Genomic DNA, 22,859 nt, shown 5'->3' with positions numbered 1-22,859 from the left:
TGGCATGTTTATTGCTTTTGAAACGACAACAACATGGGAGGCGATATGCACGAAATAACCCTCTGCCAACGGGCACTGGAATTGATTGAACAACAGGCCGCACAGCACGGTGCTCACCGGGTAACTGGGGTCTGGCTCAAAATTGGCGCATTTTCTTGCGTAGAAACCAGCGCTCTCGCCTTTTGTTTTGATCTGGTATGCCGTGGCACCCTTGCAGAAGGTTGTAAACTCCACCTCGAAGAACAAGAAGCCGAATGTTGGTGCGAGTCCTGTCAGCAATACGTCACGTTACTGACACAACGCGTTCGTCGCTGTCCACAATGCAATAGCGACATGCTGAGAATTGTGGCCGATGACGGGTTACAGATTCGACGAATAGAAATAGACCAGACTCCAGCGCCGGATGGCGACGCTTAAGCCTCTTATCCAGTCTACAGAAAGAGCACGTTTGTAGGTCGGAAAAGGCGAGATGCTGTCCGGCAACAGATTTACCGAAAGTGAAAAGATCAGGAGTGAGCGATGTGTACGACATGTGGTTGCGCGGAAGGCAACCTTTATATAGAGGGTGATGAACATAACCCCCACTCAGCGTTTCGCAGCGCGCCATTTGCTCCGGCGGCTCGTCCGGCGCTAAACATTACCGGTGTGAAGACCTCCAGTTTCACGCCGAGCCAGACCGCAGAAGGCGATTTACATTACGGTCACGGCGAAGCAGGTACCCATGCTCCAGGCATGAGCCAGCGCCGTATGCTGGAAGTGGAAATTGACGTGCTGGACAAAAACAACCGTCTGGCCGAGCGCAATCGCGCCCGCTTCGCTGCCCGCCAGCATCTGGTACTCAATCTCGTATCAAGTCCAGGTTCCGGTAAAACGACGCTGCTGACCGAAACACTGATGAAGCTGAAAGACAGCGTGCCGTGCGCGGTCATTGAAGGCGACCAGCAGACGGTCAACGATGCAGCGCGTATTCGCGCCACCGGAACACCAGCAATCCAGGTTAATACGGGTAAAGGCTGCCACCTTGATGCGCAAATGATTGCCGATGCAGCACCACGCCTGCCTTTAGCCGATAACGGTATTTTGTTTATCGAAAACGTCGGTAACCTGGTTTGCCCGGCAAGCTTCGACCTCGGCGAACGTCATAAAGTGGCGGTGCTTTCCGTCACCGAAGGCGAAGACAAGCCGCTGAAATATCCCCATATGTTTGCTGCTGCATCGCTGATGCTGCTCAACAAAGTGGATCTGCTGCCGTATCTCAATTTTGATGTTGAAAAGTGCATCGCCAGCGCCCGGGAAGTGAACCCGGAAATTGAGATAATCCTGATTTCCGCCACCAGCGGCGAAGGGATGGATCAATGGCTGTCGTGGCTGGAGAATCAGCGATGTGCATAGGTGTTCCGGGTCAAATCCGCACCATTGATGGTAACCAGGCTAAGGTCGATGTTTGCGGTATTCAGCGCGACGTCGACCTGACGCTGGTCGGTAGCTGTGATGAAAATGGTCAACCGCGTCTGGGCCAGTGGGTACTGGTCCACGTAGGTTTTGCCATGAGCATCATTAACGAAGCCGAAGCGCGCGACACACTCGAGGCGCTGCAAAATATGTTTGACGTTGAGCCGGATGTCGGCGCGTTACTGTATGGCGAGGAGAAATAATGCGTTTTGTTGACGAATATCGGGCACCGGAACAGGTGATGCAGTTGATAGACCACCTGTGTGAACGTGCCGCTCACCTCCCCTACACCGCTGAACGCCCACTGCGCATTATGGAAGTTTGTGGAGGCCACACCCACGCAATCTTCAAATTCGGCCTTGACCAGTTGCTGCCCGAAAACGTGGAGTTTATTCACGGTCCAGGCTGCCCGGTTTGCGTTCTGCCGATGGGCAGAATTGACAGTTGTGTGGAAATTGCCAGCCATCCGGAAGTGATTTTTTGTACCTTCGGCGACGCCATGCGCGTGCCAGGTAAACAGGGTTCACTGCTGCAAGCCAAAGCACGCGGCGCGGATATCCGCATTGTCTATTCTCCGATGGATGCGCTGAAGCTGGCGCAGGAAAATCCAACCCGTAAGGTCGTGTTCTTTGGTCTGGGTTTTGAAACCACCATGCCGACGACCGCCATCACTCTCCAGCAGGCAAAACAACGCGATGTGCAGAATTTTTACTTTTTCTGCCAGCACATCACGCTTATCCCAACGCTGCGTAGCCTGTTGGAACAACCGGACAACGGTATCGACGCATTTTTGGCACCAGGCCATGTCAGTATGGTTATAGGCACCGATGCCTATAATTTTATCGCCTCTGATTTTCATCGCCCGCTGGTGGTCGCTGGTTTCGAACCGCTTGATCTACTGCAAGGCGTCGTGATGCTAATCGAGCAGAAAATAGCGGCCCACAGCCAGGTGGAGAACCAGTATCGCCGCGTAGTGCCGGATGCCGGTAACACACTGGCGCAACAGGCGATTGCCGACGTGTTCTGCGTCAATGGCGACAGTGAATGGCGCGGTCTGGGCGTTATCGAATCCTCCGGCGTTCACCTGACGCCTGAGTATCAGCGTTTTGATGCAGAAGCGCATTTCAAACCAGCGCCGCAGCAGGTGTATGACGATCCGCGCGCGCGCTGCGGAGAAGTACTGACCGGCAGATGTAAGCCGCATCAGTGCCCATTGTTTGGTAAAACCTGTAACCCGGAGACCGCATTTGGCGCCTTAATGGTCTCCTCCGAAGGCGCATGTGCCGCCTGGTATCAGTATCGTCAGCAGGAGTGTGAAGCATGAACAGCGTACAACTCGCCCACGGTAGCGGCGGTCAGGCTATGCAGCAGTTGATCAACAGTCTGTTTATGGAAGCTTTTGCTAATCCGTGGCTGGCAGAACAGGAAGATCAGGCCCGACTGGACCTGGCGCAACTGGTCGCCGAAGGCGATCGTCTGGCGTTTTCGACCGACAGCTACGTTATCGATCCGCTGTTTTTCCCCGGCGGTAATATTGGCAAGCTGGCAATCTGCGGCACAGCCAACGACGTTGCGGTCAGTGGCGCTATCCCTCGCTACCTCTCCTGCGGTTTTATCCTCGAAGAGGGCCTGCCGATGGAAACGCTGAAAAGCGTCGTCAACAGCATGGCAGCAACAGCTCGCGAAGCGGGAATTGCTATCGTGACCGGCGACACTAAGGTTGTACAGCGTGGCGCAGCGGACAAACTGTTCATTAACACCGCCGGAATGGGCGCGATCCCCGCCAATATTCACTGGGGCGCACAGACTCTGGGCGTGGGCGATGTGCTGCTGGTTAGCGGTACGCTTGGCGATCACGGTGCAACCATCCTTAACCTGCGTGAGCAACTGGGACTGGACGGTGAACTGATCAGCGACTGCGCAGTGTTAACACCGCTGATCCAGACGCTACGCGACATTCCTGGCGTGAAGGCGCTGCGCGATGCCACCCGTGGCGGCGTGAATGCAGTGACGCATGAGTTCGCCGCGTCATGTGGCTATGGCATTGAGTTATCTGAAGCAGCCCTGCCTGTGAAGCCCGCGGTGCGTGGTGTCTGTGAACTTCTGGGTCTGGATGCGCTCAATTTTGCCAACGAAGGAAAACTGGTCATTGCCGTTGAACGTCAGGCCGCTGAAGCCGTACTCGCCGCACTGCGCGCACATCCGTTAGGGTGCGATGCAGCGCTGATTGGCGAAGTGGTCGAACGTAAAGGCGTTCGCCTTGCCGGACTTTACGGCGTGAAACGAACTCTTGATTTACCACACGCAGAGCCGCTGCCGCGGATATGCTGATATATTGCCCGGTACGCTACGCTTACCGGGCCTACAGTCAATGAATTACCCGTAGACCGGATAAGGTGAAACCGCCACCCGGCAATAATTTACAACTTATACCTATAATTCATTTACCGTTTTTGCACCGCGCTACGGTGCTTCCTGGAAAAGCAATATGTCGTATACACCGATGAGCGACCTCGGACAGCAAGGCCTGTTCGATATCACTCGTACATTATTACAGCAGCCCGATCTTCAGTCTCTCAGTGAGGCGCTTTCGCAGTTGGTCAAGCGTTCGGCGCTGGCCGATTGCGCGGCTATTGTGTTATGGCAGGCGCAGACGCAGCGTGCGCGTTATTTCGCGACACGTGAAAATGGTAAACCCATCGATTATGAAGACGAAACGGTGCTGGCTCACGGACCGGTGCGCCGCATTCTGTCTCGTCCCGATGCGCTGCACTGTAACTACCATGAGTTCACAGAAACCTGGCCGCAGTTAGCATCCGGTGCGCTGTACTCAGAATTTGGACATTACTGCCTGCTGCCGCTGGCGGCTGATGGACGGATCTTTGGCGGTTGTGAATTTATCCGCAACGAAGACCGTCCGTGGAGTGAAAAAGAGTACAACCGCCTGCAGACCTTCACCCAGATAGTCGGCGTCGTCGCCGAGCAAATTCAGAGCCGGGTCAGCAATAATGTCGATTACGACCTCTTGTGTCGCGAGCGTGACAACTTCCGTATCCTTGTCGCCATCACCAATGCGGTGCTCTCCCGTCTGGATATTGATGAGCTGGTCAGCGAAGTCGCCAAAGAAATCCACCATTACTTCAATATCGATGACATCAGCATCGTACTGCGCAGCGATCGCAAAAATAAGCTGAGCATATACTCCACTCACTATCTGGATGAACACCATCCGGCGCACGAACAGAGTGAAGTGGATGAAGCAGGTACGCTCTCTGAACGGGTATTCAAAAGCAAAGAGATGCTGCTGATTAACCTGAACGAACGCGATGCCCTTGCACCTTATGAACGCATGCTGTTCGAGACCTGGGGCAACCAGATACAAACCCTGTGCCTGCTACCACTCATGTCAGGCAATACGATGCTTGGCGTCCTCAAGCTGGCGCAGTGTGAAGAGAAAGTCTTCACGACCGCAAACCTCAAACTGTTACGCCAGATTGCCGAGCGCGTGGCGATTGCTGTTGATAACGCTCTCGCCTATCAGGAAATCCACCGCCTGAAAGAACGTCTGGTCGATGAGAACCTGGCACTGACCGAACAGCTCAACAATGTGGACAGCGAGTTTGGTGAAATCATTGGCCGCAGTGAAGCAATGTACAGCGTACTCAAGCAGGTCGAGATGGTGGCGCAAAGCGACAGCACTGTTCTGATTCTGGGTGAGACAGGTACGGGCAAAGAGTTGATCGCCAGAGCGATTCATAATCTGAGTGGACGCAATGCCCGCCGGATGGTGAAGATGAACTGCGCGGCAATGCCTGCCGGGTTGCTGGAAAGCGATCTGTTTGGTCATGAACGCGGTGCGTTTACCGGAGCCAGCACACAGCGCATTGGTCGCTTCGAACTGGCAGACAAAAGCTCGTTATTCCTCGACGAAGTCGGCGACATGCCGCTGGAGCTACAGCCGAAACTGCTGCGCGTCCTCCAGGAGCAGGAGTTTGAACGCCTGGGCAGTAATAAGCTGATCCAGACCGATGTCCGCCTGATCGCCGCCACCAACCGCGATCTGAAAAAAATGGTGGCCGATCGCGAGTTCCGTAACGATCTGTACTATCGACTGAATGTCTTCCCGATCCATCTCCCCCCACTGCGCGAGCGTCCGGAAGATATTCCGCTGCTGGTCAAGGCCTTCACCTTTAAAATTGCCCGTCGGATGGGGCGCAATATTGACAGTATCCCCGCTGAGGCGCTGCGCACTCTGAGCAACATGGAGTGGCCGGGCAACGTGCGTGAACTGGAAAACGTGGTCGAACGCGCGGTTCTGCTGACCCGGGGCAATGTACTGCAACTGTCCCTGCCAGATGTCACTGCGCTGCCCCCTTCCACACCGCCAGTGGCGACAGAAGTTGCGCAGGATGGAGAAGATGAATATCAGCTGATTATGCGCGTACTGAAAGAGACTAACGGCGTCGTAGCCGGTCCTAAGGGAGCTGCGCAACGGCTGGGTCTGAAACGCACCACCTTGCTCTCACGTATGAAGCGTTTAGGCATTGATAAGGATGCGTTGGTTTAGCCATTGTGGCTATACTGGGTGATAACTCAACGAAAGGAGGCAGTATGGCGGTATCAGCACGTAATCAATTAACCGGTACAGTAAGTGCAGTTGCAACTGGCGCCGTGAATGATGAAGTTGAACTGACGCTGGCAGGCGGCGCAAAGCTGGTCGCTATTGTGACTCATAGCAGCCAGCAGGCGCTGGGGCTGGCGAAAGGAAAAGAAGCAATTGCCCTGATCAAAGCCCCTTGGGTCACGCTGGCGACAGAAGACTGCGGCCTGAAATTCTCCGCCCGCAACCAGTTTGCCGGTAGCGTTTCACAGGTAACCGAAGGCGCAGTCAACGCCACGGTACATATCAAAACTGACGCTGGTTTTGACATAGTTGCCGTCGTGACTAACGAAAGTCAGCAAGAGATGAAGCTAAGCCAGGGAAGTCGTGTCATTGCGCTGATCAAGGCCTCAGCAATTCTGATTGCCACCAAAGCGTAATTTATTGCCCGACGGAGCTTTGCCTGTCGGGCCAGTATCGCCGCCGCTATCCGGCAAAAAATCTATTTCTTCCGCTGGTATTTTTCGGGTAATTCCGGGACCGGGCGTTTATCGTCAATCAGGTGGCGCACTGTCAGGATCGGATGACGCCAGAGCATTCTTGGTCCAGCCCAGCGCATGATTTGCTTCATCTCTTCACGCTTTGCGGGTTGATAACAGTGCACCGGACACTGTTTGCAAGCCGGTTTTTCCTCACCAAAGACGCACTTATCCAGCCGCTTTTGCGCATAGGCAAACAGCGCATCGTAATGCCCCTGTTCGTTCGAAGCCTGTGGACACTGGCTCTCGTACAGCGAGATCATTTTCTGGATCGTCATTTTTTCACGTGCAATACGCTTGCCGGACATAATGCCTCCGTATTTAAGGTGCATATATAATATACCTTAACCATACACAGGACTATTACCTGAAGGTGATACATCCTTAGCACCCTACGCAAATAAGAATTATTTTCATTTATCTATGCCATGTGCTATATAACATAGCAAAGGCTATATTCGATGATAAATTAACCACTTTCTTGTGAGGGATACTATGCCGCACCTGCCCCGTCTGAAGTCGTTTCTCCTTGCCAGCGTTCTTACGGCACTTACACTTTCGCCGGCCTGGGCAAAAGAGAAGTTTAAGGTGATTACCACCTTTACAGTTATTGCCGATATGGCGAGCAACGTGGCGGGTGACGCGGCGGAGGTCAGCTCAATAACTAAACCCGGCGCAGAAATTCATGAATACCAGCCCACTCCAGGGGATATTAAACGGGCGCAGGGCGCGCAGCTTATTCTCTCCAACGGCCTTAACCTGGAACTGTGGTTTGCCCGTTTCTACCAAAACTTATCCGGCGTACCTGAAGTAATGGTCTCAGACGGAGTAAAACCGATGGGCATCAGCGAAGGCCCCTATAACGGAAAACCGAATCCACATGCCTGGATGTCGGCAGAGAACGCGCTTATCTACGTAGATAATATTCGCGATGCATTGAGCAAGTACGATCCGGACAATGCCGCCACCTACCAGAAAAACGCCGAGAGCTATAAAACGAAAATTCGTCAGACTCTCGATCCCCTGCGCGCGGCGCTGGCCAAAATCCCTGCCGATAAACGCTGGCTGGTCACCAGTGAAGGCGCCTTCTCCTATCTGGCCCGCGATAACGATCTGAAAGAGCTGTATCTGTGGCCAATCAATGCCGATCAGCAGGGCACGCCGAAACAGGTGCGCAAAGTGATCGACGCGATAAGAGAACATCAGATCCCAACAGTATTCAGTGAAAGCACGGTTTCTGACAAACCTGCGCGTCAGGTGGCACGTGAGTCCGGCGCACATTACGGCGGTGTATTGTACGTCGATTCCCTGAGTGCAGCCGACGGGCCGGTACCAACCTACCTGGATCTGCTGCGCGTCACGACCGAAACCATCGTCAGCGGTATCAACGACGGTCTGAGGAGCCAAAAATGAGTCAATCTGCGATTACCGTGAATCAGGTTACGGTGACGTATCGCAACGGTCACACCGCTCTGCGGGATGCCACTTTTCAGATCCCCGGCGGCTCTATTGCCGCCCTGGTGGGGGTGAATGGTTCAGGAAAATCAACGCTCTTTAAAGCACTTATGGGTTTTGTCCGCCTGGCGCAGGGAGACATATCCATCCTGCAACAGCCAGTCAGCAAAGCGCTGAAGCAGAATCTGATTTCTTATGTTCCGCAATCGGAAGAGGTGGACTGGTCATTTCCGGTGCTGGTGGAAGATGTAGTGATGATGGGGCGCTATGGTCATATGGGCTGGCTGCGTCGGCCAAAGGCACGTGACTATGAATGCGTCGATGCGGCGCTGGCGCGGGTCGACATGCTGGAATACCGCCACCGTCAGATCGGCGAACTCTCCGGTGGACAAAAAAAACGTGTCTTTCTGGCAAGGGCTATCGCCCAGGACGGACAGGTCATTTTACTGGATGAACCCTTCACAGGCGTAGACGTAAAAACCGAGGCCCGCATCATCGACCTGCTGCGCGAACTGCGCGATGAGGGGCGAACCATGCTGGTCTCCACTCATAATCTGGGTTCAGTCACCGAGTTTTGTGATTACACCGTGATGATTAAAGGCACCGTACTGGCGAGCGGTCCGACCGAAACAACATTTACCGCGGAGAATCTCGAGCTGGCCTTCAGCGGCGTCTTGCGCCATGTCGCGCTAAGCGGCGGTGAGCAGCATGTTATTACCGACGATGAGCGCCCATTTATTTCGCGACGCACGGTTAACGAGGGGGAATAATCATGAACTGGCTGACAGAACCGTTTGGCTACCAGTACATGCTCAACGCCATGTGGGTCTCCGCGATGGTCGGCGGGCTGTGTGCGTTCCTCTCATGCTATTTGATGCTCAAAGGCTGGTCGTTAATTGGTGATGCGCTGTCGCACTCCATCGTGCCGGGCGTTGCCGGTGCCTGGATGTTAGGGCTTCCTTTCGCGCTCGGCGCATTTCTTTCCGGGGGGCTGGCTGCGGGCAGTATGCTGTTTCTTAACCAGCGTTCGCGCCTGAAAGAAGATGCGATCATTGGACTGATTTTTTCTTCTTTCTTCGGTATCGGGCTGTTTATGGTGTCGCTTAACCCGATGTCAGTAAACATTCAAACCATTATTCTCGGTAACGTACTGGCGATTGCCCCGGAAGATATTCTGCAACTGGCGATTATTGGTGTGATCTCGCTGACCATTTTGCTGCTGAAGTGGAAAGATCTGATGGTGGTGTTTTTCGATGAAAATCACGCGCGCTCGATTGGTCTGAATCCGGGCCGTCTGAAGCTACTGTTCTTCACACTGCTCTCGGTTTCCACAGTTGCAGCGCTACAAACCGTTGGCGCATTTTTGGTTATTTGCCTGGTAGTAACGCCTGGCGCTACCGCGTGGTTATTAACCGATCGCTTTCCCCGCCTGCTGACCATCGCCGTAGCCATCGGCAGCCTGACCAGCTTTTTTGGCGCCTGGCTAAGTTACTGGCTGGACGGTGCGACCGGCGGGATTATTGTCGTCCTGCAAACGCTGTTGTTCCTGCTGGCATTTGTCTTCGCTCCTAAGCACGGTCTGTTAGCGAATCGCCGCCGCGCCCGTCAGGTGAACAAGGAGTCCACATGCTCTTAACCACGTTGCTGGAACCCTTTCAGTTCAGCTTTATGGTCAATGCACTGACCATCTCCACTGTTGTCGCCGTACCCTGCGCGTTGCTGTCGGTGTTTTTGGTGCTTAAAGGCTGGGCGCTGATGGGCGACGCCATGAGTCATGCCGTGTTTCCGGGGATAGTACTGGCCTACATTGCGGGCATTCCTCTGGCGATTGGTGCGTTTGTCGCCGGGCTGTTCTGTGCGGTGGCTACCGGGTATCTCGATGATAACAGTCGTATCAAGCGCGACACCCTGATGGGCATTGTCTTCTCTGGGATGTTTGGCGCGGGGCTGGTGTTGTATGTTTCGATCCAGTCTGAAATCCATCTGGATCATATTTTGTTCGGTGACATGCTGGGCGTATCACATGGCGATATCGCGCAGACGGCAGCAATTGCGCTGGGGATCGCGCTTATCATCGGGTTAAAGTGGAAAGATCTTCTGCTGCATGCGTTTGATCCGCATCAGGCAAAAGCCAGCGGGCTGAACACCACGCTATTGCACTACGGTCTGCTATGTATGATCGCCCTGACCATTGTGGCCACGCTAAAATCGGTAGGCATTATTTTGTCGATCTCACTCTTAATTGCCCCCGGCGCTATTACGATATTAATTACGCGAAAGTTTTCCCATGCGTTGTTACTGGCTGTCGTCATGTCACTTGTGACCTCGTTTATGGGAGTGTACCTGTCATTTTTCATCGACAGTGCACCCGCGCCAACGATTGTTGTCTTATTTTCCTTGCTATTTGTTATCACTTTTATTTATTCAACGCTACGCGATCGCCGTTTAGAACGGCGACGTCAGCAATATGATATATAAGAGATACTAAATAATATAGCCTCGCACGCGAGGCTATATTAATTGATGATTACAACATGGTAATGATGCGTTTTAATAAACGAATCCGTGGTTCGATTGAGGCAATATCCAGCCATTCATCCGAACTGTGGAAGCCTGCGCCGATCGGCCCCAATCCGTCCAGCGTAGGAATACCTAACGCTGCCGTATGGTTTGCGTCGCTTCCTCCTCCCACAGCCTGCCATGTCACCGTAATCCCCTCTTCCAGACCCGCGCGCTCGACCAGCGCCATCAGCCGTTGAGTCTCTTCGCTCGCCGCCATTGCAGGTTTATGGCTTACACGGGTGAGCGTGGTGGTCACACCATCCAGGAAACCTTGCTGGCAGAGCGACTCCAGCGCGTGATGAACACGTTCATATTCCTCGTTTTCCCAGAACCGTACATCCACTTCCGCGTGCAGCTTTGCCGCTACCACGTTCGCCGCACTTCCGCCCTGCACCACGCCGACATTAAGTGTGGTGCCGCGCGCCACGTCGGTTAACGCGTTAATCGCCAGTACGCTATTGGCAAATGCGGTAATAGCGGACCGCCCTTTTTCCGGCTCATTACCAGCATGTGCAGCAACACCGTCAAACGTCAGCTGATACCCGCCCACGCCTTTTCGCGCTTTTACCAGCGAGCCGTCAGCCCGGGCAGCCTCACATACCAGTACGTAGCGTGATTGCTTCGCCAGTTCCCCAATCCACTGGCTGGAGTGAACACTACCGGTCTCTTCATCCGGGTTCATTGCCACTGCGATAGATAAGCGATCCAGATGCTCCGCTGGCAATGTACGCATTGCCCAGACAATATTCAGTAAGCCACTTTTCATATCGGAGACACCCGGTCCGTACAGACGACTGGCATCACGGCTCATCGGGCGTTCAGCCACCGTCCCCTGTGGAAATACTGTGTCCAGATGTCCAATCAGCAGCACATCGTAATGTGTCGCTGCGGGTTTATTGGTCGCCAGCAACGCCGGACCTACCGCACTGCCTAAATCGACCTGTTCCGTGTACCAGCCTTCCTGCTGCCAGAGTTCGCGCATCACCTCAGCCACCCTGGCAACGCCATCTAACGTCTGCGTACCGCAATCCACGTTGACCAGCGTTTGCAGTTCATCAATATACTTTTCCAAATCCATGGTAATTCCTTATCAGAGAATAACGCGCATCAGCAGCATCGCTAAAAAAGCGTTCAGAACGGAGATAACAATCATCAGGGGAATACGTTTCGCACTGGTGCCAATAACCCCTAGAATGCGGCCAAGATACTGCACTTGAGAGCCCATCAGATAAATTGCCGGAGCGAGGATAGCCAGGTGCTCTCCCGTCAGGATGCCTTTGTCGAACAGGCCAATCGCCACGCCGATACCCCCACCCATCGACATCCAACCGCCAATGAGTACTGCGGCAGCTTCGCCAGGCAAACCAAACAGCCCCATTAGTGGGGCAAATATCATGCCCAGCCCTTTCAGCGCACCGGTAATCTCCAGCGCTTTGATGATAACAAAAGCCATGACTACGTTTGGCAGAGTGCTGGTTGTCGCAATGTTCCAGCCTTTACGGGCACCTTCTACAAAGACATCGGTAATAACTGGATTAGAGGTTGGTGCGCTCATGATGCTTCTCCCGGTACAGTTGATTCGGCTTTTTTATTGGTAAAGGTCAGAATCAGGCGCATCACGTTGGCGCCAACAATTTTCATAATGAACATCACAGCAACGCATGCACCAATGGATGCAGGCACCGCCGGTGTGCCGTCAACCGCCATCAGGGTGAACAAGATTGCACCTGAGGAGAAGAAATTGGTGATCATAGCCCCAGCGGAAAACTGGAACATGGCAAAGATATCTTTCTCATTTTCAGTGATTTCGCCCTCATCAGCCAGGTTACGCGTCAGAGATGCGCCGACGTCTGTACTCTGCAAACTGCCGATGAGCGCAAGGCCGGTATTCCCCGGGATTCCCATCAGCGGACGCAGCAAAGGCGTTAACAAACGACGCGCCGCACGCAGGGCACCGTAGTGCTCCAGCACGTTAATCATTCCCAACGCAAACATAACCGCGGGAATCAACCCTAACGCGAAGAGGAAACCATCCATCGCCCCGTGACCACCGGTACCGCGAAACGCGCTGGTCGCCGTTGTCAGCGTATCGCCGTCAAGGCTCGCTTTACTAACTACTTTGCCAAAAGCACCATTCAGGGTGGTGAAATCAAATACGCCGTACCACTCTTTTCCCCCGAGTAATCCGGAGAAAAATACGGCGGCGAATGCCAGGGCAAAATAAGCCCCCGGCCCAACCTTATTATCCTGGGAAGGTAAACTCATATCCATTTCCTTGTTATCGTAGAGAGTCACCAAACCATTTTGAGTAAATAAAGAATAAATAAAGTGATTTAAATCATCCCGAAAGCGCTGACCACCCTGAAAAATTTAAAAATGTGACGTACCTGATATTACGACCGAAATAAAGTCATCATGTAGACATTTAAACTAATCATTATTTATGTAATGAACGGTAAATAAGACGCCAGGAAAGTGAGCGACTTTAAAAATAAAAAACAAAATGATTTACAGGTAAAATAAATCATGCACATGAAAACGTTCTTGCAACCATATATAAGATCAGCGCCAGCTTAACAATGGGCTAAACGTTTCGCTGCCTACCAATGCACAAAGAGCAGGCAGGCGACAACCGCGAGCCAGAAGTGGGGGAACCGCAAATATCGTATCACTGGATAGCATTACGTTTTCCAGTTGCCCCCATAAGTACCACCCGCACTCAACACCACTATCCGGGACAAACAGATGTAAATGGCTTCCCTCTTGCGGTTCATCTGCAATACCAAGCCACTGGCTAAAACGCGGGATCTCCGGCAAAACTTGCTCTACCCGCGCACAGCGCTTTACCTGGTTTGCCGGAATGTAAAAATCCTGCACGCCCAGCGTCACGCGCACCGCATCCAGATTAATGAGAGACTTCATAGCCGCTGGTCTCCTGATAGCGGTCAAAGACCAGATCCAGATCGAGCAGGGTGAACCAGGTTTCTGCCACGTTGACCACCCCTGCCGCGATGGTTTGTAGCACCGGAGGAAGAGAATCACCTGGCTGATGAATCTGACTTTCTGCCACTTCAAGAACATCAATCAGCTTATCGATCAGGATGCCACTTTGCATTTTCTCACCGCAGCCGATCAGGATCGTACGTTTTCCCGCCGGGTTAGCTACGGGTTTATCAATGAGACTATCCAGCCTCATCACCGACTCGACCCGCCCGCGATAGTTGATCACCCCTTCCAGCATTGGCGCACAGCACGGTACCCAGGAGATAGGACGTTCCGCGAGGATCTCTTTGATCTGAGCGCCATAGAACGCAAAATTATTCTCTGCCAGTTGAAATAACACCAGCGTACGCTGCGGCTCATCAACACTTTCGCACTCAGGTTTTTCACCATGATTCAGCGCGAGAATTTGCTCCAGTTGTTGGCTCATACTCTCTCCTTTTCTTCTGCAATACAGTAGGTATTGCGACCCTTTTGCTTCGCGGCATACAGCGCCTGATCGGAACGTTCACGGAGTACTTCAATACGATCGCCAAATTGCCACTGCGCAATACCTGCGCTAAAGGTACTGTGAAAACGGGTGTCATTGACGGAGAAAACAACCTGCTCGTAATCCTTGCGTAATCGCTCCACCACCAGCGCGGCGGTTTCGCTTTTAGTATTAGGCATAATGATGGCGAACTCCTCTCCGCCATAGCGGCCCACAATATCTGTGCTGCGCAGGCGATGGGAAAACAGTTGCGAGATCCCCACAATGACCTGATCGCCGACTACATGACCGTAGGTATCGTTAATGCTTTTAAAGCGATCCAGATCGACCATCACCAGACAGAACGGTTTACCGCTGTAGTTTGCTTCAGCGATAGCGCTTTTAAGAAAATGGGTTGTCGTCGAGTGGTTATATAAACCGCTCAGGCTGTCCTGCGACATGCGGGCGCGCAAGGCGCGCATTCTTTCCGCCCGGATAGATACCGCGTGAATGAGCTCCTGAGGATCTGCCTGCTTGAGAATAAAATCCTCCGCACCGATGCGCATTGCGCCAAGCTGCGCCGTCTTGTTGGTCTCGCTGGAGAGATAGGCAATCGGCAGACCAATATGCTGCGGTATTTGGCGGATCAGCTTAGTCAGTTCCTCACCGCTAAACTCGGGCATATGGTAGTCCATCAGGACAAGGTCGACAGGATGGGAATTCAGAACATGCAGTAAATACTGGGGTTTCTCCAGAACATGCACTTCCATTCCCGCCATACGCAGCATTTCCGCATTGTATTCCGCGACCGCTGGCTCATCATCAATCAGCAACACCTGATAGGGCTTTTTCAGCGACGGCTGGGTCAAACGATGAAGCTCCTGCACTAAGTCAGTAATGGAAGCCGGTTTGACATAATAGCCGTCACAACCTGATTTAATGGCGTTAATCCGCGCCTTAAAGTCGCTATGGCACGAGAGGAACAGTACCGGAAAAGACGTTCCAACCTTATTCTTCAGATCTGACATGGTCAGCGGACCACCGTAGGCGTTATCCGGAAAACTGACATCCATGATCACCACCGAAGGCGGCTGCGACAGCACGGCCTGAGTAAAATCATCTGTGTTGGCGAAAACATGGCAGGTAAAACCAAAACAGCGCAACTGAGTAGCAAGCAGTTCAACCTGGTCGACATCATCATCACACAGATAGATCGGTTTGCTGGTCCGACGGACGAATCCTTCATTTGTGCGTGATGAGGCGATCGGTAATTTGAAATCCGTATCGCTGATACGATGTTCAAGATTGAGTTGCTCTTGCGTCAGGGTATACAGCCACCTGATTATTCGACGTAGCTCGTCGGAATGCAGTTTGCTTTGCTCCAGCACCGGATCTGCAAGTAAACGCTCACCTTCAGCAGAGGCATTCGCCAGAGGGGTAAAACCAAACGAGCCAGCCGAACCATGGATACTGTGTAGTAGAATGTGCAACTGTTTCCGACAACCTTCACTGGGTACTTCGACCAGTTGAATCAATAACCTTTCCGCTTGAGCCAGCATGTCGGGGATACGGCGCAAAAACCCCTGCCGCAGACGCGATATCTTTTCCTGTGCAGCCGCCATGGCAATGTGCTTATTATCTTGTTTCATCGTAAGGTTATGGCTTATTCAGTAACAGCAGCAGGCTGCAGCAACGCATTAACCGCAGCGCCCAGATTTTCCGCCAGGTTTTCATCTTTCTTCACCCAACGGTCATACGGTACGTCACTTCCAGTGACTTCATTTGCACTCAGCAAAATGAAGGGTTTAGGCCAATCCTGAGCGCGCAGAAGCGCCAGCAGATCCAGTCCGCTAATTTCAGGCATATGCAGATCGCTAATGACCAGATCGATATTTTTTTCTGAATCAAGACACGCTAAGGCGGAGATTGCACTTTCCACAATCACCACATCGTAGCCGTCCATTTCCAGGAAAACAGACGCCAGTTCAGCCGCAAAGAGATCATCATCAACTAATAAAATTCGCATCTTCTCTCTCGATTTTGCGCCATCAGCACAAAAGCATTTTTAATGTTTTTATCAGGCTGTCCTGCTCAAAATCGCCTTTCGCGATGTAAGCATCCGCCCCCACCTGAATTCCCCGGCGACGGTCTTCTTCCTTCGCACGGGAGGTCACGATAATGATCGGTGTATGTTGGTAGTTCTTCTCCCCACGCAACGATTTCGTGAAGGTAAAACCGTCCATAAACGGCATTTCAACATCGGTAAGTACGGCATCAAACTGGGTCAGCTTTGCTTTTTGCAACCCGGACAACCCATCCTCCGCCAGCGTGACCTGATAACCGTGAGCTTCCAGCACATTTTTCTCTATCTCTCGGGTATTCAGTGAGTCATCGACCACCAGCACATGCCATGCATTTTGTACGGCGTTAACTGGCTGAATGACCGGGCTGGTTTGTCGCGATTGTTGCGCCATCGCCATCAGAGCGGGGACTTGCAGAATGCTGACCAGTTGGTTATCCGGCGTCTGAACCATTCCGGACACCAGCGACTGCTGTTGCATATGTTTTGGTAACGGTTTGATCATCATCTTGCGTTCATCGAGCAGCTTATCTACCCGCAGCGCCATCTTGCTGTACTGGTTCTGCACGATGATTAAACGTTGCCCTGTCGATGGCAAACTCCCCTGGCGCTCCTGAATCCTCAGCAGAGCACCTGCGCAGACCACCGGAATAAACTCGTTATGCAAAATAATGGCCGGGCGTCCGGCAATATCGCTAATACTCTCGGGAGTACACTCCACCACCTCAACCACATACTGAGCCGCCAACCCGAACAGATGGCCTTGCTCTTCAAATTGCAGGATGCGCATCATCGTCAGTGAGACCGGTAAACGCAGAGTGAAGCTCGTTCCTACCCCCTGTCGGCTATAAACCTGCAGATCCCCCTGCAGATCGGTGACCACCGTTTTACGCACGACATCAAGACCTACACCGCGACCTGAAAGCTCAGAAACAATCTGGCTGGTAGAAAATCCGGGATGAAAAATAAGCTCGTTACACTCCTGTTCCGAGAGCTGTCCGGCCATGGAGGCAGGCACCAATCCTTTACTCACCGCTTTTGCGCTGATTGCCGGGTAATTCAGACCACGACCATCATCCTCCACGCGCAATAATATTCCGCTGCCATCTTGCTGCGTGGTAATGGTAATCGTGCCGCGCGTGGATTTACCGAGCGCCAGTCGCTCATCGATTTCCCCAATGCCGTGATCGACCGCATTACGCAGTAAATGCGTCAGTGACTCTGACAGTCGGTCAATTAGCTGACGGTCAATTTCCACTTCTCCCCCGACAAAGCGGCAAACCACCTGCTTGTTCAGGGTGGAGGCCAGTTCACTGACCTGGAGGGAGATCGGCTCAAATAAGGTTGAAAGCGGGAGCATACGGATCCGTGCCGCCACGTCGTACAGTTCGAACATTTGCAAATGCTGGACCTGAACGCTCTCCTTCAACTGGGCACTGAAATCGCGGATTTGCTGACGAAGCTGCTCTGCGCTCAGTCCTAACAGTCGCGGAACAAGCTGACTCAGGTTTTGTATCTGCTGTTCGAGGCGGTCATGGCCAGCGACAACTTCCCCCAGAATATCTATCAGACTGTCCAGTTTATTCAGTTTTACACGAACAAAATCAGCTTGTTTAATGCCGCCGTCCACAGCGATCGAGCCCGTCGAAGCCGCATTTTTTTCTGATTGCCCGCTTGCTTCCACCACCAACGAGACACTTTCTCCGCGACTCGCACAGGCAAGTCGTTCACACAACCCCGAATCTGCTGGCGGCAGTTGGTTATCCCCCTCACTGACAAAGAGCTGGGTCAGTTGGTTTGAAAGATACTCCACGGACTCATGAATCAGGTTGCCAAGCCCCCTGTCAGGCGTCAGTTTTTTATCCCGCAGCTCGCTCAGAACGTCCTCAAGATGATGGGTGACATCTGCGATGCTCTGCAGTTTCAACATCCGTGCGCCCCCCTTCAGGGTATGCGCGGCCCGAAACATCTCACCGATTAAAGCATCGGTATGTTCATCAGCAGAGAGCAGAAATGCCCCCTCACTGATCGTCTGCAAATGACCTCTCCCTTCATCAATAAAACGCAGCACGAATTTTTTCAGATCGATAGCCATAATCGTTCTTGTTACCCGCTTTGATGGGCGAATTGCGCCAGTTGATGTTCGCAAAGAAAACGAAACGTATTGCCAGGAAAGACCATAGGTAAACGCAGACGACAAACCGTAGAAGGATTCTTCATTTCATCGTTGAGCAATTGCATCACCACGCGATACGTGCGCTGTGCGGGTTGCCGCAGCTCGCTTTGTCGATACATTTCGGCCAGATAATAGTGGGCGGGCCAATATCCAGGCTCCTGATAGACGACCTGTTTGAACCATGCGATAGCCTGCTGTGTCTGGTGCTGCCACATCATTGCCAGGCCGAGCAGCATTTTGGCTTCCGCTGACCACTCATCCTGCGCGAGGATCTGTTGCGCATTACCAGCGGTCTGAGAAAACTCGCACTGTTCGAGGGCAATCACCCCCTGAATAATCAGCGCATCCTGATTACATGGATCATTACGCAATACGCAGGCAATACATTCCTCAGCCTCAGAAAAGCATTTTTCATCGAGGCAGACACGTGCCTTTTTCAGCCAGTCATCAGACTTAAGAGCCGTTGGCGCAGGTGGTTCGATAACAACAGGAGGTGCTGTAAGTGGCGTTCGTGCCGCAACCCTGGGCGTGGGTACGACCCGGAGAGATTCGCTATGGTGGCAAAAATAGAAGATACCGTCTTCTTGCTCCAACTTAAGGATGTCGAAATTGTTGGCCAGCGTTTCCGCATTACCAAAGAACAACGCTCCCCGTGGCTGCAGCATCTTCAGCAAATTACCGTGCAGTTCGCGGCGTGTTGGCGTGTCGAAGTAGATAGACACATTGCGCAGCAAAATGATGTCAATCTCTGGCAGGAATTGCTCTTTTATAATGTTAGCGCGGTGAAACGTGACTTTTTCACGGATCGCATCATGCAGACGATACTGATTGCCTGTACGGGTAAAGTAGCGCTGCTGGATAAGCGGTTCGACGCCACGAAACGAGTAGCTGGAATAATTGCCATTTCTGGCTTTGGTCAGGATCGCCGGGTCAATGTCACAACCGTAGATTTCGACCCGCCCCGCCATGTCATCGTGATATTTTTCATGCAACTTGATCGCCAGCGAGTAAGCTTCTTCCCCTGATGAACATCCTGCACTCAGGATGCGTACCGGTCCGCTACGTTGCTGCAGGAGACGAGGCACCCATTTGTCACAGATTAAATCCAGCGTATCGCTTTCGCGAAAAAAATAGGTTTCGTTAATCGTAATCAGCGTAATGAAACTATCGAACTCATCCTGAGAAAGGCGGAGTTGCTCATAGTATTCATAATAATTACTGATAGCCCGCTCAGCCATTCGTCGACTCAGCGCCGATTTCAGCAGTGCTTCCATCGCATTATCAAAGTGCAAACCAACCCGGTCCTTTATCAACCGGGCATAATCAGGGAGATTGGGTATCATGGCAATTGGCTCTCGAAATGCCCGTGAAAAGCCATCGACAGCAGGACCTTTGCGAGACCATCCAGCGGGATCGTGCGATGTATCAGTTGCTTGTCGATAGCGTTCTTGTTCATACCAAAAACAACAGAACTTTCTTCATCCTGCGCCAGCGTTCTGCCTCCACGCTGGAAAATGAGTTCAATGCCACGACAGCCGTCGCTCCCCATCCCGGTCATAATCAACCCGACAGCTTTTTCACCGAACACTTCTGCGACCGACTCCAGTAGCAGATTACAGCTCGGGTGATAAACATCACTGTCCTGTCGCGGGATCGCTGCCAGACGTTGATCGCTTTTAACAATCAAATGTTGCTCAGGCGGTAATACATACACATACCCCGCTTCCACCCGATCATCTTCCTGCGCCAGTCGCACCTTCAGATCGGTCACGCTGTCCAGCCAGTGCACCATATTTTTCGCAAAACCATCGGCAATATGTTGGGCAATGAGTACCGGACAGGGGAACGTACCGGGTAAATCCTGCAGTAGCTTGCTTAGCGCCTGCGGCCCTCCGGTCGAGCAGGCTATCGCCAGCACAAAGGGCCAGTCTGCTGTAGTCTTTATCGCATCCATCACCGGGTGAATGACCGGGATTATCGGCTCTGTAGGATGGCGTAATCCCTTGATATGACGGATCACTTTCACCCCCACCAGCAGTTCCACTTTGCGATGTAGCGCGTTTGTCGATAAAGGCGCATCGCTGCGTTGGTGCAATACCGCCAGCGCCCCGCGGGAAATGTAATCCTCATCCCCGTTATTTTCAGCCCCAAAGCGCATGACCAGTATGGGAATAGCTCTGGTCGCCATAATGGTCTCAACGACCTCGACGTTATCGGCGGTCGAGTTTTCCAGCGTCAGGATCAGCAGGTCAGGCATCAGTTGTTGCAACAGTCGAATCGCCTGTCGACGATGGGCGGATTGCCCCACGACCTTAATATGCAGGTGATCTTCCAGTTGCTTAACCAGGTCATTGCGCGAGACGCTGCCCAGGTCGAGGATCAGTACCCGAATGTTGTCGCTGTTCATGCATCCATATCCGTCAGGGTAAATGACGTCGAGGCCTCTTTCAGCGCCTTCGACAACTGCGTCATATCCTGACTTACGATCAGAATGTCTTTGATGGACTGCGAGGTATAGTTACTGGCGACGACAATTTCGCGTAGCGCCATCACCACTTGATTACTTGCCGTTTTCTGCTGCTGTGTTGACAGTGAAATTTGCAGCGCAGCCGTAGACGTTTGTTCTGCGGTAACAACGATATCGTTCAGATGTTCAGCGCTCACTTTACAGGCTCTGGCTCCTGCTTTGATGCTCTCACCGCCTTTTTCCGCATTCAGCACCAGGCGGTTGATCGCATTTTGTATTTCGCTGATCTTATTCTCGATCTCAACTGTCGACTCGGTTACCGAATCGGCCAGGCGACGGATCTCAGCTGCCACAACAGAAAAACGTTTTCCAGCTTCTCCGGCACTGGCCGCTTCCAGCGCCGCATTGAAGGCAATCAGTTTAGTTTGATCCGCGACGCTATTAATAATCACCATTACGCGACTGATTTCCGTCGACTTGTTGCCGAGCATCATGATTTCTCGCATGTTTTGCTGATTATCGTTGTCGATGTCCGTCATACGCATCAGCAATTGCGACATGGAATCTGAGCCTTTGTTGCAATCTTCCAGCGTCTGATTTGCAATATCGACGACCGCGCGCGAATGCTCGGCTATCTGGGTGGAGGAGGCTGACAGCTCCTCCATCGTAGAGGTGATTTCCGCTACCGAAGATGACGTCTCCACGCTGGTTGATGCCTGCCCATCTACAGCTTCAGTAATATGCAGCGATGCCTGATGTACCGAATTGGCGTGAGAGACCATATCCCCCACCAGCGAGTGCAGGCGCTGACGCATCATTTCTACCGCGCCAAGCAGTTCGCCAATCTCGTCGTGGTGGTCAACCTGGACATCAACTGTTAAATCACCTTCCGCGATGGTCTGGGCAATTCTCAGCACCCGATTTAAACGGCGTGAAATAAGGAAACGGCTGGCAACGGCAATAAGCAGTAAAATGACTGGCAACAGCAGAGCGGTAAACAGCAATAAACCATTGCGAACAAGGTTGCTGCTCCTGGCAACATCATCCACATAGCTGGTCGTGGCAATGATCCAATTGATCCCTTCAATATATTCATAGACAGCGACTTTGGTCTTGGGAGCAGCACCATAACCGCTCACCCAGTTGTAATAGGTGATCCCATTTTTATGTTCGAGGATATCGGCAAAGAGCTTATAACCATTGGCGTCAGTAATATTGATAGCCTGTTGGTTACTTAGCGAAGGATGCGCCAGCATAAGTCCCGGTTCGAATCCGGCATCCAGCACGTAAGCGTAACCATTTTTACCAATATGCACATCCAGCAGTTGCCTGATAATCGGTTGCAGGGTTTGTTTGACATCAAAACCCACCGCAACAGCGCCAACAACCTGACCGTACTTATCGGCAATCGGCTCATAGTGGCTAATAAACTGCTTTCCAAATAGCGTAACAACGCCAGAAAAAGGTTTGTTTTTCAGCAAGAGCGGTAATGCAGGGTTATCGTGTCCCAATGCTGTCGCCGTCGCCGTGTTACCAGAACTCGCCAGTAACGTACTGCTAACACGAACAAACTGTTCGCCTTGCAAAACAAAAGTACTGGCGAATACGCTGGTTAACTCGGTGAAATGCGCGTTGGTATTTGGGTTGCTCAGAACCGCTTTTAATTCAGCTGCATCCATATAGCGCAGCGGTTTTCCTGCGACGTTTTGGTAGTTGTTAATATAAACATTGCTGTAATGCTCAGCATCTCTGGTGACCCTCTGAAACTCATTAGAAATACTATTATGGAAAATGCGCGTATTGGTCTTAATCATTTCCAGCGCATTGACCTGCAATTCTTTGGACAGATAAGACGATAAAATAAAAGAGGCACCAATCAATAGCGTGGCGATGCACACAACCAGAATCATTCCGAGCTTCATCGCAACACCAGGATGAATATCGCGCAATGAGGATAATAAGCGTGTCCCCGGCCCACCTCGTGATACGGTAACCGAACGTTCTTTTACTTTAATAATGTCACTCATAATTTTTGTTCTCTACCTGAGAAGAAACTGCT

23 protein-coding genes are annotated in these 22,859 nt (G+C 52.2%); 11 read left to right on the top strand and 12 right to left on the bottom strand.

Annotated elements, in window-relative coordinates:
- Positions 1–45 precede the first annotated feature (45 nt).
- From hypA to SK36_RS02640, 7 genes are all read left to right on the top strand, one after another.
- On the top strand, positions 46–417 hold the full coding sequence (gene hypA / locus SK36_RS02670; RefSeq protein ID WP_045446686.1) for a hydrogenase maturation nickel metallochaperone HypA: 372 nt from the start codon (positions 46–48) through the stop codon (positions 415–417).
- A gap of 102 nt (positions 418–519) precedes the next feature.
- The gene (gene hypB, locus SK36_RS02665) at positions 520–1,392 is read left to right on the top strand and encodes a hydrogenase nickel incorporation protein HypB (protein ID WP_045446689.1); all 873 of its coding nucleotides are present in this window, start codon (positions 520–522) and stop codon (positions 1,390–1,392) included.
- The gene (gene hypC, locus SK36_RS02660) at positions 1,383–1,655 is read left to right on the top strand and encodes a hydrogenase 3 maturation protein HypC (RefSeq protein ID WP_045446692.1); all 273 of its coding nucleotides are present in this window, start codon (positions 1,383–1,385) and stop codon (positions 1,653–1,655) included. The genes hypB and hypC overlap by 10 nt, the downstream gene beginning before the upstream one ends.
- Positions 1,655–2,776, top strand: a complete 1,122-nt coding sequence (gene hypD / locus SK36_RS02655; protein ID WP_045446696.1) for a hydrogenase formation protein HypD — start codon at positions 1,655–1,657, stop codon at positions 2,774–2,776. The genes hypC and hypD overlap by 1 nt, the downstream gene beginning before the upstream one ends.
- Entirely contained in the window at positions 2,773–3,783 is a 1,011-nt protein-coding gene (gene hypE / locus SK36_RS02650) for a hydrogenase maturation carbamoyl dehydratase HypE (RefSeq protein WP_048220688.1), read from the top strand. Before hypD ends, hypE begins: the two co-directional genes overlap by 4 nt.
- 157 nt (positions 3,784–3,940) lie before the next feature.
- Positions 3,941–6,019, top strand: coding sequence for a formate hydrogenlyase transcriptional activator FlhA (gene flhA / locus SK36_RS02645; RefSeq protein ID WP_048220687.1), 2,079 nt, complete (start codon positions 3,941–3,943; stop codon positions 6,017–6,019).
- Positions 6,020–6,063: 44 nt separating this feature from the next.
- A complete protein-coding gene (locus SK36_RS02640; protein ID WP_003037421.1) occupies positions 6,064–6,492 on the top strand; it encodes a TOBE domain-containing protein in 429 nt (142 codons plus the stop codon).
- 62 nt (positions 6,493–6,554) lie between these two features.
- On the opposite strand, the gene SK36_RS02635 is transcribed toward SK36_RS02640, so the two are convergent.
- Positions 6,555–6,899 carry a nitrous oxide-stimulated promoter family protein gene (locus SK36_RS02635; RefSeq protein WP_048220686.1) on the bottom strand — a complete coding sequence of 115 codons (345 nt, stop codon included), beginning with the start codon at positions 6,897–6,899 and terminating at the stop codon, positions 6,555–6,557.
- A gap of 187 nt (positions 6,900–7,086) precedes the next feature.
- Here SK36_RS02635 and sitA point away from each other — a divergent pair, with 187 nt between their 5' ends.
- Genes sitA through sitD form a run of 4 tightly spaced genes read left to right on the top strand, consistent with a single transcriptional unit; the run spans position 7,087 to position 10,524 of the window.
- A complete protein-coding gene (gene sitA, locus SK36_RS02630) occupies positions 7,087–8,004 on the top strand; it encodes an iron/manganese ABC transporter substrate-binding protein SitA (RefSeq protein WP_045446707.1) in 918 nt (305 codons plus the stop codon).
- Positions 8,001–8,816 carry an iron/manganese ABC transporter ATP-binding protein SitB gene (sitB, locus tag SK36_RS02625; protein WP_045446710.1) on the top strand — a complete coding sequence of 272 codons (816 nt, stop codon included), beginning with the start codon at positions 8,001–8,003 and terminating at the stop codon, positions 8,814–8,816. Before sitA ends, sitB begins: the two co-directional genes overlap by 4 nt.
- 2 nt (positions 8,817–8,818) lie before the next feature.
- Positions 8,819–9,682, top strand: coding sequence for an iron/manganese ABC transporter permease subunit SitC (sitC, locus tag SK36_RS02620; protein ID WP_045446713.1), 864 nt, complete (start codon positions 8,819–8,821; stop codon positions 9,680–9,682).
- A complete protein-coding gene (gene sitD / locus SK36_RS02615; RefSeq protein WP_045446715.1) occupies positions 9,673–10,524 on the top strand; it encodes an iron/manganese ABC transporter permease subunit SitD in 852 nt (283 codons plus the stop codon). The genes sitC and sitD overlap by 10 nt, the downstream gene beginning before the upstream one ends.
- A gap of 49 nt (positions 10,525–10,573) precedes the next feature.
- On the opposite strand, the gene SK36_RS02610 is transcribed toward sitD, so the two are convergent.
- The 11 genes from SK36_RS02610 to SK36_RS02560 all read right to left on the bottom strand — a co-directional run bounded on the left by SK36_RS02610 (position 10,574) and on the right by SK36_RS02560 (position 22,827).
- On the bottom strand, positions 10,574–11,686 hold the full coding sequence (locus SK36_RS02610; RefSeq protein ID WP_048220685.1) for a M20 family metallopeptidase: 1,113 nt from the start codon (positions 11,684–11,686) through the stop codon (positions 10,574–10,576).
- 12 nt (positions 11,687–11,698) lie between these two features.
- The gene (locus SK36_RS02605) at positions 11,699–12,163 is read right to left on the bottom strand and encodes a YjiG family protein (protein ID WP_045446722.1); all 465 of its coding nucleotides are present in this window, start codon (positions 12,161–12,163) and stop codon (positions 11,699–11,701) included.
- A complete protein-coding gene (locus tag SK36_RS02600) occupies positions 12,160–12,879 on the bottom strand; it encodes a nucleoside recognition domain-containing protein (protein WP_045446725.1) in 720 nt (239 codons plus the stop codon). Before SK36_RS02600 ends, SK36_RS02605 begins: the two co-directional genes overlap by 4 nt.
- Positions 12,880–13,170: 291 nt before the next feature.
- The gene (locus tag SK36_RS02595; RefSeq protein ID WP_048220684.1) at positions 13,171–13,530 is read right to left on the bottom strand and encodes a hypothetical protein; all 360 of its coding nucleotides are present in this window, start codon (positions 13,528–13,530) and stop codon (positions 13,171–13,173) included.
- Positions 13,514–14,038 (bottom strand): chemotaxis protein CheW, encoded by a 525-nt coding sequence (locus SK36_RS02590; RefSeq protein WP_045446731.1) that lies wholly within the window; start codon positions 14,036–14,038, stop codon positions 13,514–13,516. Before SK36_RS02590 ends, SK36_RS02595 begins: the two co-directional genes overlap by 17 nt.
- The gene (locus SK36_RS02585) at positions 14,035–15,726 is read right to left on the bottom strand and encodes a diguanylate cyclase (RefSeq protein ID WP_048220683.1); all 1,692 of its coding nucleotides are present in this window, start codon (positions 15,724–15,726) and stop codon (positions 14,035–14,037) included. The genes SK36_RS02590 and SK36_RS02585 overlap by 4 nt, the downstream gene beginning before the upstream one ends.
- A 14-nt stretch (positions 15,727–15,740) precedes the next feature.
- The gene (locus tag SK36_RS02580; RefSeq protein WP_045446737.1) at positions 15,741–16,103 is read right to left on the bottom strand and encodes a response regulator; all 363 of its coding nucleotides are present in this window, start codon (positions 16,101–16,103) and stop codon (positions 15,741–15,743) included.
- A gap of 22 nt (positions 16,104–16,125) precedes the next feature.
- Positions 16,126–18,252, bottom strand: a complete 2,127-nt coding sequence (locus SK36_RS02575; protein ID WP_048220680.1) for a hybrid sensor histidine kinase/response regulator — start codon at positions 18,250–18,252, stop codon at positions 16,126–16,128.
- A gap of 11 nt (positions 18,253–18,263) precedes the next feature.
- Complete coding sequence (locus SK36_RS02570; RefSeq protein ID WP_048220679.1) at positions 18,264–19,676, bottom strand: CheR family methyltransferase; 1,413 nt, start codon at positions 19,674–19,676, stop codon at positions 18,264–18,266.
- Complete coding sequence (locus SK36_RS02565; protein WP_048220678.1) at positions 19,673–20,740, bottom strand: chemotaxis protein CheB; 1,068 nt, start codon at positions 20,738–20,740, stop codon at positions 19,673–19,675. Before SK36_RS02565 ends, SK36_RS02570 begins: the two co-directional genes overlap by 4 nt.
- A complete protein-coding gene (locus tag SK36_RS02560) occupies positions 20,737–22,827 on the bottom strand; it encodes a methyl-accepting chemotaxis protein (protein ID WP_048220677.1) in 2,091 nt (696 codons plus the stop codon). The genes SK36_RS02565 and SK36_RS02560 overlap by 4 nt, the downstream gene beginning before the upstream one ends.
- Positions 22,828–22,859: the final 32 nt, after the last annotated feature.

The sequence above is a fragment of the Citrobacter sp. MGH106 genome, assembly GCF_001037495.1.
GTDB lineage: Bacteria > Pseudomonadota > Gammaproteobacteria > Enterobacterales > Enterobacteriaceae > Citrobacter > Citrobacter murliniae.
Note: the sequence above shows the minus strand (reverse complement) of the source record. Positions and strands in the feature narration are given on the sequence as shown.

Excerpts from the sequence above, each read along its gene's own strand:
- SK36_RS02565 (WP_048220678.1), bottom strand. The coding sequence starts at position 20,740 with ATGAACAGCGACAACATTCGGGTACTGATCCTCGACCTGGGCAGCGTC.
- SK36_RS02635 (WP_048220686.1), bottom strand. The coding sequence starts at position 6,899 with ATGTCCGGCAAGCGTATTGCACGTGAAAAAATGACGATCCAGAAAATG.
- sitA (WP_045446707.1), top strand. The coding sequence starts at position 7,087 with ATGCCGCACCTGCCCCGTCTGAAGTCGTTTCTCCTTGCCAGCGTTCTT.
- SK36_RS02595 (WP_048220684.1), bottom strand. The coding sequence starts at position 13,530 with ATGAAGTCTCTCATTAATCTGGATGCGGTGCGCGTGACGCTGGGCGTG.
- hypD (WP_045446696.1), top strand. The coding sequence starts at position 1,655 with ATGCGTTTTGTTGACGAATATCGGGCACCGGAACAGGTGATGCAGTTG.
- hypE (WP_048220688.1), top strand. The coding sequence starts at position 2,773 with ATGAACAGCGTACAACTCGCCCACGGTAGCGGCGGTCAGGCTATGCAG.
- flhA (WP_048220687.1), top strand. The coding sequence starts at position 3,941 with ATGTCGTATACACCGATGAGCGACCTCGGACAGCAAGGCCTGTTCGAT.
- hypB (WP_045446689.1), top strand. The coding sequence starts at position 520 with ATGTGTACGACATGTGGTTGCGCGGAAGGCAACCTTTATATAGAGGGT.
- sitD (WP_045446715.1), top strand. The coding sequence starts at position 9,673 with ATGCTCTTAACCACGTTGCTGGAACCCTTTCAGTTCAGCTTTATGGTC.
- SK36_RS02580 (WP_045446737.1), bottom strand. The coding sequence starts at position 16,103 with ATGCGAATTTTATTAGTTGATGATGATCTCTTTGCGGCTGAACTGGCG.
- SK36_RS02570 (WP_048220679.1), bottom strand. The coding sequence starts at position 19,676 with ATGATACCCAATCTCCCTGATTATGCCCGGTTGATAAAGGACCGGGTT.
- SK36_RS02560 (WP_048220677.1), bottom strand. The coding sequence starts at position 22,827 with ATGAGTGACATTATTAAAGTAAAAGAACGTTCGGTTACCGTATCACGA.
- sitB (WP_045446710.1), top strand. The coding sequence starts at position 8,001 with ATGAGTCAATCTGCGATTACCGTGAATCAGGTTACGGTGACGTATCGC.
- SK36_RS02640 (WP_003037421.1), top strand. The coding sequence starts at position 6,064 with ATGGCGGTATCAGCACGTAATCAATTAACCGGTACAGTAAGTGCAGTT.
- SK36_RS02575 (WP_048220680.1), bottom strand. The coding sequence starts at position 18,252 with ATGGCTATCGATCTGAAAAAATTCGTGCTGCGTTTTATTGATGAAGGG.
- SK36_RS02605 (WP_045446722.1), bottom strand. The coding sequence starts at position 12,163 with ATGAGCGCACCAACCTCTAATCCAGTTATTACCGATGTCTTTGTAGAA.
- SK36_RS02610 (WP_048220685.1), bottom strand. The coding sequence starts at position 11,686 with ATGGATTTGGAAAAGTATATTGATGAACTGCAAACGCTGGTCAACGTG.
- sitC (WP_045446713.1), top strand. The coding sequence starts at position 8,819 with ATGAACTGGCTGACAGAACCGTTTGGCTACCAGTACATGCTCAACGCC.
- hypA (WP_045446686.1), top strand. The coding sequence starts at position 46 with ATGCACGAAATAACCCTCTGCCAACGGGCACTGGAATTGATTGAACAA.
- hypC (WP_045446692.1), top strand. The coding sequence starts at position 1,383 with ATGTGCATAGGTGTTCCGGGTCAAATCCGCACCATTGATGGTAACCAG.
- SK36_RS02585 (WP_048220683.1), bottom strand. The coding sequence starts at position 15,726 with ATGAAACAAGATAATAAGCACATTGCCATGGCGGCTGCACAGGAAAAG.
- SK36_RS02590 (WP_045446731.1), bottom strand. The coding sequence starts at position 14,038 with ATGAGCCAACAACTGGAGCAAATTCTCGCGCTGAATCATGGTGAAAAA.
- SK36_RS02600 (WP_045446725.1), bottom strand. The coding sequence starts at position 12,879 with ATGGATATGAGTTTACCTTCCCAGGATAATAAGGTTGGGCCGGGGGCT.